A 13,683-nucleotide genomic window follows, 5' to 3' on the forward strand; every position below is an offset into this window, starting at 1 on the left:
CATCATGAAAACAAGCATACTTTACATATTCCTACTGTCAGTCCTTTACGCCTGCGACTCCCACTCTCTTCTTCCACCCAAGCAGCAATTGGATCAGCAAATAGCGCAACTGAATGATTATTCTTTGTTGAGCGGTCCCTTGAACGACCAGCTATGCGAAGAGATAGAAACCCATGCCCAAGAAATAGGGAATGACTCGCTTTTGCTGGCAACCCGCCAAATCATATACACCCGCTATTGCAGATTACAGGATACGGCCCATGCGAGAATGCTACTCGACCGCATGAAACCTTATGCCATCCGCATAAAAGACAAGCACCTTCTCATGAATCACCTGCGTATGGCATTTCTTCACGCACAGACACGCCAACCCGCAGAATGCGAGCGATGGATAAACGAGGCACGAAAATATGCATATATAAATCCTCAAAACTGGTATATCACGGCGGCTAACGCTTGTCTTGAATGTGGATTATATCCCCAAGCACTCATCTATGCGGATTCAGCATTGGTGAACTTGAAATATAAAGTGATAAGCTCTCCTCACTTAGTAAAAGCTATAGCATTAAGCCGTACGGGAAAGACCGCCGAAGCGGAGGAATGGACCCAACGATGCATTACCGATATCCGCCACTTTCAGGCGAAACACCAAATACACACGATCAGCTATCTGCAATATCAACTCTTCATGGAATACGCCGTCTCTCTCCGGAAACATGGAAAAAACAAAGAGGCACTATCCGTATTGGAGGAATTAGACAGAGTCTCATTCAATAATGTCGCCACGCCTCTCTTGAGGAACAAAGACAATATCGAGGAATATAAGGTGCGTGTGGCACGTATGTTGTCCGAATGCCATTATGCGACCGGAAATCAATCGGAAGCCATCCAACAGGCAAATCGGGCAGACTCCCTACAATCCCATTATGCCCAAGAGCAAATGAACATACGCAGAAAGATGATCAGCGAAAGCCTGCAAAACGAACTATTATCCACCCGCTTAAAAAGTCAGAAGGTGGAGGCGGAACAGGCACGGCTCATCCAGTATATCCTTACCGGAATCATTATTTTGCTCATGGCTATCCTAACCGGAGGATATCTTTGGTGGAGAAATCATCGCCGTCGCCTACGCCAGTTATTCGATTTATTGATAAGCCATCATGCGGCTTGGTTGCTAATACACGATCCGCTTCCGCTAATCTCCCGGCCACAAATAAAGTTACCAGATCATTCAGAGGCAAACACCGAGGTCACAACAAAATCTGATAATCTCCTATATCAACGAATCCTATCAGTTATGAAAGAGCAAAAGCCTTTCTTAAATCCTAATCTCGACCTTGTGACCCTCTCCCGTCTAGTGGGTACTAACCGAACACAACTATCCACCACCCTCAATAGGCAGACGGGAATGAACTTTAGTCGTTGGCTGGCTGAATACAGGGTACACCACCTCCTTTCGCTCGTCGCCCTACGTCCCGACAGCGACATCACCGCACTAGCCTCCGAATCAGGCTTCACCTCCCGAACCTCCTTCTTCCGGCAGTTCCGGCAAGTCACCGGACTTACGCCCAACCAATACAGAAACGTACGAAAAGAGACCGGCAAATAATCTGTTAAAGTACGTGTCTAGCCTTTGATGCAGGGGCTTTACGGCCTTTGGTGTACCAGATCGTTCGGATCAAGTTTCAATACGTTCGCATCTTTTCTCATCCCTTGATTTACCAAATGGGACTGTCTATATTTGACCTCGCAAGTCCCTCTTATGCGGGTTACTTAAGACAGTACCAATATGGAAGAAAAGCAAAAGCCATCCCTAATCGAACGCAGGCTATATGCCCGCATCTTACAAATCATGGAGGATAAGAAGCCTTATCTCGATCCACAGTTCAATTTGTGCCAGTTGGCCAACCTCGCTTGCACGAACCGTACCCGGCTATCCTCTACCTTGAACAATCAGACGGGTATGAACTTCAGTCGCTGGCTGGCTATCTATCGGGTAGAGTACCTCATACGGGAATTTTCCAAGTGCCTCACACAAGAGCCGCAGGAGTTATACAAGACGGCTGGGTTTACCTCCCGTACCTCTTTCTACCGCCAATTCAAGGAGGTGACGGGCAACACTCCCATCGAGTACTTCGCCAACCTATATTATAACAACGTAAATGATTCAACTAAATAAATAGCGATATGAGACATTTTACACTCCTACTCTTATCCGTTTTTACTGTCTATCAAGCCAAGGCGGATATATTGATCCCCTTAGACAAATATCCTACGGGGGAAAAACGTTTCAACTTACAGATCAACGGAAGTCACGATACCAGTACCCCTTGGCTCTCCACCACGTCATTTGGCGTGGATGAAGATGGGCAGATGGGAAACCCGGAGAATTGGACATCCGAACAAATCGACGAGGACAATCACTCGGTAAGTCACCGACTCATCATGAACAGTATTTCCCTGCGCCTCTCCTATCGTGTATGGGACAATCTCAGCCTGTGGGCAGGCATCGGTACCACCAACTTCACCCACGAGGAGACTTTCCGAGATGATGACGACCTAAGCAGTACCATCTTCAGCAAGAACATGGTACCCATCTACAGCGGAGGGCTAGGTTACGGCCATGCCTTCACCGACCGCTTTTTCATGTCTACCCAACCCGGCGTGCGCTATGCCAACAGCGATAACATGACCACCGAGGTGTATTACCAAGGCAAGACCATCCCCTTGCGAGACCTCAGCCTCAACCGCCGTTACCTAGAGTGGGCCGTGCCCGTAGTAGCCGGATACGCACTGGGCAATTTCGTGCCCTACGCCGGCATCCTCTACAAGGACTACACGATGAAAGACCGGTACGAGTTCACCAAGACATATGCCGGCGAGGACTATACCGTTCGTATCGACGAGACCTTCCACGCCCGTCACAAGCTGTACGCTTTGGCCGGGGTGAACTATTTCCTCGCTGACAACATCTCGCTCGGAGTAAACGGAAGCTTCGGCAAGAGGCAGTCCGTACAGTTACAATTCAATATCAGTTTCTAAACCTCTTAAACAGATATATACATGAGAACGACACTCAAAGCACAAGCGATACGGCTGATCGCCATATTTTTGCTTATCTGTGCCTCTACCACCACCGTCAAGGCACAGATCAGCCAACATCCCGAACTGTATAAGGTGAAAGAATTCCACAATATAGATAAAGACGGAGGTGCCTATTACTGCTTCACCGACGCACAATACTACCAAGGGAAGCTCTACGGGGTCTACATAGATAATAACGGCCCCTCATCCATACGCCTCATCGCTTTCGAGGTGAACGGCGAGACCCGGACAATGGAACAATCCACCGTTGGCGACACCGGTAAGAAAATGATCTTTCTCAATGATTTCGGCGTATACCAAGATGCCGAGATCATCGTATACCGCAATCGCTTCTACGTGCTCTGGAAGAATAATACCAATGGCCAGATATGGATCGGCGAGGTGGATATGAAAAAGGGAGAATACAAGAAAACTCGTATGCTCGATGACGGGAAAACTTACGCCAACTTCGCCGCCACCATCTACCGTGACAAGATCTGCGTCATCCTACACCGCCGCACCAACAAGAAACTGCAAGTCTACCAATACGGCGACCCCGAGCTGAACAGCGGCTGGGACTGGTGCGGCACCGTGCGCAACGCCGGACACGATAATATCGAGCTAAAAGGCTCAACAGGCATATCAATGGAATACGATCCCGACGACCACTGGGACGCCACCTCGTGGTACGGCTACGACGACACCGAGAAAAAGAACGTGGAGAAACTCATCGTAGGCCGACTCAAGAGCGGTACCTTCGAGGCATTCAGCTACAGCGGCGAGTATGGCAAGGATAACATATGGCCCTCCAACTGGGAAGAATACGCGCATCACGACATAGGACGCTCGAAGACCTTCTCGCTCAAGCTCATCCAAGCCGATATAGAAGGCTACGCAGCCGACAATACCAGCGGCTACAAAGCTTCCTCAAATCCCCTGATCTTCAGCTACTGTACCTATGATGGCAAGGGAACGGGCGAACACTTCCTAAAGAAATTCTACCCCGGCAGCAACAGCTTCGCCACCGACGCACCCATCTACACCGACCTGCCCTACGGCTACACGGTCGTAGCCACCGCGGCAGATCCTACCACCGAGACAGCTCCCGGCGGAGGGCTCTACTACAAGCAATATATCTACCTGCTGCGAGGTAACCAGACTCCATACCATTGGTACAAGCACGCCTACATCGCCTCCATCCGCTCCAACGAGATCGTAGAGAGACGCAGTTCCTTCAACGACGAGAAGGCCCTGTTCGGCAACAGCGAGCTACGCAATCTCGTGCGCCTCGTCGGCATCATCGAAGGACCACCTCCAACGGTAGTGGATAATAACGAGTGGTTCGGCGACCTCGGCGTAGCCTCAAGCCTTGCCTTCACCATGGGATCGGGCACCAGCAACTCCGTGAGCCGACTCTATAAAAGCGACCTCAAATGCTCCTTCGGACCGCATACGGATAAACTCACGGCAGCATTCGGCGGCGGATACTCCTTCCAGAAACAACACGAGGAAGTAACAAGCCAGTCCGAGTCCATCACCGTTACCTTCGAAGCAAACGACACAGCAGACTACCGGGCCATCGCCCTCTACTCTGTACCCATTCTGACCCGTTGCGACCTAGAATACCTCTCCCCCACCCGGAGACAGAGTGTACGAATGCCCATATTCAGCTATACTTACATGACACGGCAGAGTATCAAACAAGTAGAAGTGCCTCTCGACCTAGAGCCTTTCCGCATAGACAATCCAAGCAAACTTGGAGACTGGGAGGCCCGTGAGATCCTCACCATGACCGCCAGCGAGCCAAATGTCAGCAAGTCCGTCAACTTCAGCCTCAACTCCGAACGGATCGACATGACGCTGGAAACCAGCGGCACAATCTCCGACAGTCAGACCAAAGGTGCCATCAGCCTTATGGATTTGAAATTCCCCTTCTTCCAACTAGAGAACCAAAGTTCTTGGGAATGGACAGACCAGACCACAGCGACAACCTCGCAGGGTATCAGCGCATCCTATTCGAAGATACGACGCACGGACAAGCACGTCAGGCCGGAAGAGACAGCCGAGTCCTTCTCATCCACCCTCTATCTGCTCACTGCCGAGAAGTCGAACACGCTCCGTGACCAGTACTACCCCAAGCTACTCGAACGGAAGATCAGCTTCGGCACCGACACCTTTCCCTTCATGGTAAACAGCGACAAACCCTTCGTATTGGCGTGGGACATCAACAACATCACCTATGTACGAGGTGACGTGAGCGCCACTGGCAATGAGGAGGTAACAACCGACGAGCCCCTGTCTATCCGCTTCCTCGACGGCATGCTTACGGTAGATTGCCTGCCGGGAGCCACCGTCAACGTCTACAGCATGAACGGCACGTTGGCTGGTCACCAGCAAGCGGTATCCGGAAAAGCAATCTTCAGCCTGCCCGGACACCTGTACACCGTGGAGGTCGTGACCGAACGTTACCGGAAAGTACAGAAAGTAGTGAGATAATACAGTTAGAAGCCATGAAGACAAACCTCCTCCAGAGAAAACGCCTCCTAACGGAAGAATCGAATCGCTGTTATCTGTGCGATGACCCTGTCTGCACGAAGGCATGCAAGCCCAGACTAGATCCGGGCCGCTTGCTGCGGGCCTGTAAAATGGACAACCTAGCGGGAGCTATCCTCCGGGCCTACCGGATGGAAGCCTGCAAGGATTGCGACGGGCATCCTTGCGAGAAGGCCTGCCTCCGCGGACGAACCGACCGGGCGATATCCATCACCCAGATCGTACGGCAATTACAAGATATGCCAAACCCGACGGATAGTTCTCCCCTCACTTCGTCTCCGGACTTGGCGATCGACTTTTGTGGTGTCCGCTGCGCCAACCCCTTTATACTGGCCTCCTCGCCCGTAGCCCATAATTACGAGATGTGCGTCCGGGCCCTCGAAGCCGGTTGGGCCGGTATCTGCTTCAAGACGATATCATTCTATCCGAGCCATGAGGTATCCCCCCGCTTCGACCAAATGGAGGTGGATGGTGTGCCTTTCATCGGATTCAAGAACATGGAACAATTGTCGGAAGCCTCTGTCGAAGAGAATTTCGATACTCTCTATCGCCTCAAGCAACGCTATCCTGACAAATTAATCATCTCCTCCATTATGGGACGGACAGACGATGAGTGGACACGGCTTGCCCAATATTCCACGCAGGCTGGGGCCGATATCATTGAGTGCAACTTCTCTTGCCCACAAATGACGCAAGAAGGGATGGGCAGCGACGTAGGACAAAACCCGGAACTGGTACGCCGGTTCACCGCCGCCACACGCCGGGGTACCCATCTGCCGATACTAGCGAAGATGACACCGAATATCGGGCAGATGACACCCGTGGCGCTCGCCGCCCACGAAGGAGGAGCCACCGGGATAGCCGCCATCAACACCATCAAATGTATCACCCGTATCGATGAGAAAGCGCTTACGGCCCGGCCCGTTGTCTGCGGACTGAGCAGCGTGTCCGGCTATTCGGGGAAAGCCGTGCGCCCTATCGCTCTCCGGTTCATACATGAGCTGGCGAGCGATCCTTCTGCCGGCAAGATGCCTATCAGCGGGATAGGCGGTATAGAGACTTGGCGGGATGCCCTCGATTTCCTGCTACTAGGCTGCACGAACCTACAGATATGTACCGCCGTGATGCAATACGGCTTCCGGATCATCGACGATCTATGCGAAGGGTTACGACTGTTCATGCAAGAGAACGGATATAAAACCCTATCCGACCTCATAGGTATCGCTTTACCGAACATCGTACCCCCCGAGAAACTGGAACGTACGCAGATACACCGCCCGACAGTAGATAACAGCCTATGCCTCGGCTGCGGACGCTGTTTCGTTTCCTGTAACGACGGTGGACATCAAGCTATCCGTTTCACCTCTATGCGCAAACCGGTGATAGACGAGCAAAAATGTGTCGGCTGCCATCTTTGCGCATTAGTATGCCCAACCTTCGCCATACATTGACAGGATGAGGATCGAGACGGGACACCTTATTCTACTATCCATACTTCTTCTGTGCCCGCTAGTCCATTCAGACCTGCGGGCACAAGAGAAGACACCCATCACACGAGCCGACTCCATCATGCGGCAGGTAATCCATCAAGCCCCCATCTACGAGCACGTCCTCGAGAGCTATGAAGCGGAGACCTACGTGAAAGGCCGTACGCACGTTCCCCGGAAGAACAAGCTGCTACGATACGCCTATCTGGTCTTCCCGATAGAGCGTCATCCCCGCGATGCCTTCTTCGAGATGAGTGGCCTCACCCACTACGACGCTCCCAACCATTATCGCAACGAGATTGTAGCCATCAACAGCAGCCATCTCGCCGCCGGAAGGCATTACAAGGAGATAGCCTCGTTCGTCAACTTGAACGTCTACTCCCCCACGATCTACAATAAGGGAATGATCATGCCACTCTCGCCCGATGCTTTCAAATATTACACGTTTCGGCAGGAAGGCACGGACACGATCTCCGGCATCCCTGTGTATAACATCCGTTTCACCCCTCGCCAATGGAGCCAGAAATTACTATCCGGAAACCTGTACGTAACCGACGAACTCTGGACCATCGACCGTATCGAGATACAAGGGCACTCCTCTTTCTCCGAGTTCAACCTAAGCATACGTTTCAACCGTGACGAGAAGCATTTCATCCTCCCGGAAGAGGCTGACCTGCAAGTCTGCTACCATGCCCTAGGCAACCAGATAGAGAGCGACATCCACGCCGCTTTCCGCTATAAATCGATCTCTTGGGTAGAGGAAGACCATGAGAGCAGGAAATTATACTCGCTCGATCAAACCCAATACTATACGATCACCTCCGACACACTCTCCTTTACCCAAGACAGCACTTATTGGAACAGCCGGAGGGACAAGCCGCTCACTACCGACGAGAAAGCCTTGTACACCACCGGAACGAACGTGGTGAGGACGGAAGCGGACAGCAGCGCTCTCACTCGCTACCTCCAACTCGGCGAGCGGCTCACCAGCACGGTCAACAGGGATTACAAGAGTACTCGTGTGAAGTATTCCGGCCTTCTCAACCCGTTCCAGCTATCTTTCGGAAGCAACGGGATCACCTATAAGCAAGAAGCACGTATCAGTAAGACATTCGAGCATGACCGTCAGCTACGCTTCCACCCCGAGATCGGTTTCCTATTCAAGGAGAAAGAGCTACGCCTACGGCTAACAACCGACTGGGAGTATCACCCCGAGCGTCAAGGCATCCTCAACCTCACGATAGCCAATGACAACCAAAGCTATTCCTCCGAAGTGATCCACCAGATCAACGAGATCCTAAAAGATACCCCAATCCGTTTCGAAGATCTCAACTTGAAGTATTTCCAGCACTACTATGCCAAGCTGATGAACCAGATAGAACTGATGAACGGCTTCCGGCTCTCGGCCGGACTCGCATACCACTATCGTACGCCCGTGAAAAAGAATAAGGATACCGGATTGGATCTAAAGGATCATAATGAGTTCACCCCGGTTATCGGCCTTACCTACACGCCCCGGCAATATTACTGGATGGACGGTTACCGGAAAGAGTACCTGCATTCCCATTACCCGACCTTCCGGATCGAGCTGGCACGAAGTATACCGGACCTGCTCGGCTGTACGGGAAATTATTGGCGGATGGAGGCCGGCATGAACCAGACCGTACGGCTGGGCTTATCCGAACGACTGAGTTACAATCTAAGCGGTGGACTCTTTTTTAACCAGCATAACATGTACTTCGCCGATTTCAGCTATTTCGCCAAACGTTATTTCCCCGAGCCTTGGGGCGATCGGTTTGGCGGGATCTTTCATAATCTGGGTGGGGATTGGTACAATGCCTCCGACAAATATATTCAAGGGCACCTCATGTACGAGAGCCCATTCATTCTATTGCGATTCCTCAAGCCCAATCCCAAGGCGCATAAATACCTCGTGTCCGAACGTTTCTACCTCAGCCAGCTATGGACTCCCGTATTGCCGAATTACAGCGAGCTCGGGTATGGTATCGGTAGCGACCTTTTTCATATAGCGCTTTTCCTAGGCTTCGAGGAGTTCAAGTATCAAAGCGTCGGGTTGAAGTTCGCGCTTGAGTTATTCAGATAATTATAAACAAGTATAGATATGAACAAGAGAAACACTATTAAACAACTTCTTCACCGCGGATGCCTACTTATGGGTATCAGCGCAATAACAAGTTCGGCCTTCGCATGGGATTTCGCCGAGCACCGTAAGATCGGCGACCGTGCCATGAGCCTTCTCCCGCGTTATCTGGTGGAAAACGGGATCTTCCCCAACGAGGCCGTCGCCGATAGCGCCTTGCTGCAAATCCTCAACATGTCGCATATGCCCGGCTCGAACGCCTACGCCATGAATGAGCTGACGCAGTTGCCGAATATCGTAACCTACGGTACGCTTTGCGGATTGGCCGGCGACCATGTGGAAAATCCCATGCTCTTGGAGACAGGCCTGCAGACCCATTTCTCCAAGACGAACCGTACGCTGGCTTTGGAGACACAAGCCATGAACGAGTTCCTCACCGGAGCCAACAGCAAGGAGCTGCTCGACATCAATCTGGCTTACGGTATCCTGGCGATCAAGGACCTCTCCCACTTCTACGCCTATGGCAAGGGATTGAACGAGCATCTGAAGATGATCGACCCCGAGCTGATCCGCCGCCTTCAACGCCCCTCGGAAGTAAACAAGGTCTTCGATAAATTAAATCAGTTGCCCTCCATGAGCAAGTATTTCTGCATCCACATCTTCGCTATCTACCTAGCGCAAGAGGCAGGCAAGGAGATGCGTAAAGGAGATATGCAAATGGCCAGCAACCTTATGTTCTACGCCACGATGTACGAGGCTTTCGCCGAGCATTTCCTACAAGACTCCTTCGCCTCCGGACACCAAATGGTACGTAGGGGCTTCTCCGCCTCCGCCGTATCCAACAATAAGAGCCTGCACGATTTCTACAATACCATCCCCGTACAGACTGCCAACCTAAAGGGTGAGACTTGGAGCGCTTACGGCGATAAACGTTTGAACCAAAACATGATGGAGTACAACGAGGCCGATGATTACCGGCATATCCGGGTCACGGAGAAGCACCCTTATTCCTTGGAGAAAGGCGATAGCTACGAGCGGGAGACGAAAGTATTCTACCAAGTCGTGACCGCCACCTGCGAGTCTATCGTAGAAGTCTGGAAAGCTTACCAGAATGCTTTGGAAGGATCAGGCGAGAATATCTTGAACGAGATCCCTTCCGAACGAGACGACCTGCCCCAGTTCGTCTACGATCGTTTCCCGGTAATCAAGGATTTCCCGATCCCCTTCGGGACGGATCTGGATGACGTCCCCTTGGAAGCTTCTGTCGCCGACCGCAAGGATGAGCTACAGCTGATCGTACAAAAGCCTTTTACCCGCAACTTTATCCGGTCGAGGGTAGCCAACTCCTTCATGTTCCTGATCGGTACGCCGATCCATAGCAACCGGGACGGTGTCATGACGTATGGCGGTCGCTTGAACGTCAGCATGATCAATTGGCATAAGTTCGGGAAAGGGAAAGGCATGATCATGGAGCCGAGCGACATCGCTCATTGGGTATCCCCTACGATCTCCGGTTATTATATGCACGCCCCTTCCTCCTCCTACACGATCAAGAACTGGAACGTGAAGGCGGGCGCCAATTATAACATGGATATATTCGTTTCCCCGAAACGTTTCCTCGGCCTGTATAGTTATTTCGAGATGGGTATAGACCGCCGTAATGACGAGACCCGTTTCTTGGTAGCTCCCTCGGTCGGTATCCAGCTAGGTTCCCTGATCGGTGTCCATAATTTCAATATGCCGGGATGGTTACGCATCCCATTGGGAATTATCCTCCCCTTGAAATTCTCCGTCACTTGCAATAAGGTGGCCGGCCGGCCGGTAGAATGGATCAGCAATATGGAGGTGGATATATTGTTCTAGGAAACACCTTGATTCATGCCTATATAGGTAAGAGGCCACACGGATATCGGCGTAACCCCTTACCTATATAGGCACAGGGGCACGCCGATACTCGCGTAGGGTCATACGTATATTCGTGTGATCTCATCGATTTCACCGAACTCGATCAAGGCGTTAAACAGACGGATCCGGGTATACTTAGGCAGATCCTCTACCGGGATATCCTCGGCCTGTACCAAGCCTTTATCCAATAAGTAAGCACGCATCGTACCACATAACAAAGGGCGTGCGGGAGTGATCCAAGAGGTGCCATTCCAAAGGGCGACATTACAAATGGAAGTATCGGTCAGCAAACCGTCACGGATTATCAAGATATCGTCATGTCCCGCTCGTTGGGCGAATAAATCATTTAGGCATTGACGATCCGTACTCTTATAGGAATAATCGATCTCATCGCATGTAACCAATCGCAAGGAATGAACCGGACGCATACGGTAAGGAACGTATTCTACCTTTAAGACCTCGCGGGTATATTCCACCCGGCATTTGGTACGTTCTTGATGAGGCCCCGGATGAATATAACCCGCGAGATCAATTTCTTCTCTCGCTCCGAATAGCTCCCTGCGGGTACGGTTCATCCGGGCATTATGGTACGGAAGGTTATGTATCCGTCCCTTCTCGATACGGATCGTCTCCACAAACGGACTCCCAGATAAGGTCTCAATAGATGGGCACATATACTTTTTGTTTCATCTCGTTATACTCCGATCTCACCTCACTTTTAGAGGTGATTCCCCCACCGCTCTTGAAAATAAACGAACGGGGAGAGACTTGTTCCATAAAACGGATCATCACGGCGCTGTCTAAATCTTGGCCGTCAAAATACCCCATCACCCCCGTATAGAAGCCTCGCTCATAGGTTTCCGCCTCGGCGATGATCTCCAAGGTCTTTTTCTTGGGAGCGCCCGTGATGGAGCCGGCAGGCAAGAGGCTAAACAAAATCTCCCCGACATGGCCGTTCCATCCCTCCGGCAACCGGCCTCTTATCTCAGAACTGACCTGCAACAAACTTCCGTTATGCGTACGCAATTCATCAATATAACGATACCGGGGAACACAAACCTCGGAGGCTACGATACTCAAGTCATTCCGGATCAAATCCACGATCGTGGCATGCTCCGCCGCTTCCTTGGGATCATCGAGGATACGTCTCCGGGCATCGGGCAGCGTAGCGTCGATCGTACCTTTCATGGGATACGAATAGATGAGACCATCCCGCGTCCGCACGAATATCTCGGGCGAGAATACCACGAAACGATCCCGCATCCAAAGCTTATACATCGCCTTGGAATGGTAAAAGATATCTTTCAAGGAGAGGTTCGTATATACCGGAGTAGCGCATGTCAAGTTTACCAAATAAGAATTACCCGCATGGATATGCCGGGAAACGGTCTCGAATGAATGGGCATACTCCTCGAAAGAGACATACGAGGGTTGCCATTCAACAGGTTCTCCGGATATAAGATGAGAGGAATCCCGCAAGTTACATTCGTGATTTATATTCGTAAAGCCGTTCAAATCGTACAATAACTCGGAGGGAGCGATCTCTTCCGGACTCTCCACGTAGATCCGCTCTCGTTTATAATCAATGATAAAAAGGAAAGGCCGTCCCGCTTTCCCCATTTCGTTCATGCGGAAGATGGCCTCTTCTTGCGTGTATTCGGTCATTATACTAAAAATCGTTCTGTCAAACCACCAAACGCATCGATACGGCGATCCCGGAAAAAAGGCCACCAACGACGCACGTTCTCACCGCGAGTCTTGTCGATCTCTATCACACGTACCTCCTCCTCGTCATTCGGGAATACGGTTAATAGCTCACCTTGGGGACCGGCCACAAAACTGTTTCCCCAAAACCGGATACCGCCCGTTTGTCCCGAAGGGTCCGGCTCATGCCCGGTACGATTTACGGAAATGACCGGGAGTCCGTTCGCCACGGCATGTCCCCGCTGTATGGTCACCCACGCACCCAGCTGACGGTCCTTCTCTTCCTGCGTATCGCTACTTTCCCAGCCGATAGCGGTCGGATAGATCAACATCTCGGCACCACGCATAGCCATCAAACGGGCTGCTTCCGGATACCATTGATCCCAGCAAACCAACACACCAAGACGCCCCACAGAGGTATCGATAGGCTCAAAGCCTAAATCACCGGGGGTAAAATAGAACTTCTCATAATAAGCAGGGTCATCCGGGATATGCATCTTGCGGTATTTTCCGGCGATCGTACCGTCTTTCTCCAAGACGACGGCCGTGTTATGGTACAGGCCCGGGGCACGCTTCTCGAAAAGGGAAAGCACCAAGACAATACCCAATTCTTTCGCCAAGGCACCGAAGATTTCCGTCGATGGGCCGGGGATCGTCTCTGCCAAGTCGAACATACTCGTATCTTCCGTCTGGCAGAAATACAGGCCGTTATGCAGTTCTTGCAAGACGACCAATTCCGCTCCCTCCCGGGCAGCTTCACGGATATTTACCTTTAGCTTCTCTATATTCGCCGCTCTATCAGCGGTATTCTTTTGTTGTATTAATCCTACTTTCATATTTAATTGGTTG

10 protein-coding genes are annotated in these 13,683 nt (G+C 51.4%); 7 read left to right on the forward strand and 3 right to left on the reverse strand.

All coding sequences use genetic code 11. The annotated features are described in order from the left end of the window. The first annotated feature begins 4 nt into the window (after positions 1-4). The 7 genes from ACYIA1_RS20895 to ACYIA1_RS20925 all read left to right on the forward strand — a co-directional run bounded on the left by ACYIA1_RS20895 (position 5) and on the right by ACYIA1_RS20925 (position 11,088). Positions 5-1,609, forward strand: coding sequence for an AraC family transcriptional regulator (locus tag ACYIA1_RS20895; RefSeq protein WP_413633295.1), 1,605 nt, complete (start codon positions 5-7; stop codon positions 1,607-1,609). A gap of 180 nt (positions 1,610-1,789) precedes the next feature. Continuing rightward, positions 1,790-2,179, forward strand: coding sequence for a helix-turn-helix domain-containing protein (locus ACYIA1_RS20900; protein ID WP_005862182.1), 390 nt, complete (start codon positions 1,790-1,792; stop codon positions 2,177-2,179). A gap of 8 nt (positions 2,180-2,187) precedes the next feature. After that, positions 2,188-3,042 (forward strand): hypothetical protein, encoded by an 855-nt coding sequence (locus tag ACYIA1_RS20905; RefSeq protein WP_005862180.1) that lies wholly within the window; start codon positions 2,188-2,190, stop codon positions 3,040-3,042. Positions 3,043-3,063: 21 nt separating this feature from the next. Then, a complete protein-coding gene (locus ACYIA1_RS20910; RefSeq protein ID WP_309431271.1) occupies positions 3,064-5,580 on the forward strand; it encodes a hypothetical protein in 2,517 nt (838 codons plus the stop codon). Positions 5,581-5,594: 14 nt separating this feature from the next. Next, the gene (gene preA, locus ACYIA1_RS20915; RefSeq protein WP_480336356.1) at positions 5,595-7,088 is read left to right on the forward strand and encodes an NAD-dependent dihydropyrimidine dehydrogenase subunit PreA; all 1,494 of its coding nucleotides are present in this window, start codon (positions 5,595-5,597) and stop codon (positions 7,086-7,088) included. Positions 7,089-7,092: 4 nt separating this feature from the next. After that, a complete protein-coding gene (locus ACYIA1_RS20920) occupies positions 7,093-9,228 on the forward strand; it encodes a DUF5686 family protein (RefSeq protein WP_480336357.1) in 2,136 nt (711 codons plus the stop codon). An 18-nt stretch (positions 9,229-9,246) separates the two neighbouring features. Next, positions 9,247-11,088 carry a hypothetical protein gene (locus tag ACYIA1_RS20925; protein WP_480336358.1) on the forward strand — a complete coding sequence of 614 codons (1,842 nt, stop codon included), beginning with the start codon at positions 9,247-9,249 and terminating at the stop codon, positions 11,086-11,088. 101 nt (positions 11,089-11,189) lie between these two features. Here the strand turns inward: ACYIA1_RS20925 and ACYIA1_RS20930 are convergent, their stop codons facing one another. Genes ACYIA1_RS20930 through ACYIA1_RS20940 form a run of 3 tightly spaced genes read right to left on the reverse strand, consistent with a single transcriptional unit; the run spans position 11,190 to position 13,670 of the window. Further along, positions 11,190-11,804: an aminotransferase class IV family protein gene (locus ACYIA1_RS20930; protein ID WP_005862170.1), complete on the reverse strand. Its 615-nt coding sequence runs from the start codon at positions 11,802-11,804 to the stop codon at positions 11,190-11,192. Next, a complete protein-coding gene (locus ACYIA1_RS20935) occupies positions 11,788-12,795 on the reverse strand; it encodes an aminodeoxychorismate synthase component I (RefSeq protein ID WP_196009095.1) in 1,008 nt (335 codons plus the stop codon). Before ACYIA1_RS20935 ends, ACYIA1_RS20930 begins: the two co-directional genes overlap by 17 nt. Next, a complete protein-coding gene (locus ACYIA1_RS20940) occupies positions 12,795-13,670 on the reverse strand; it encodes a carbon-nitrogen hydrolase (protein ID WP_480336359.1) in 876 nt (291 codons plus the stop codon). Before ACYIA1_RS20940 ends, ACYIA1_RS20935 begins: the two co-directional genes overlap by 1 nt. Between the last annotated feature and the right edge of the window lie 13 nt (positions 13,671-13,683).

The organism is Parabacteroides sp. KHUB-02, from assembly GCF_056640955.1.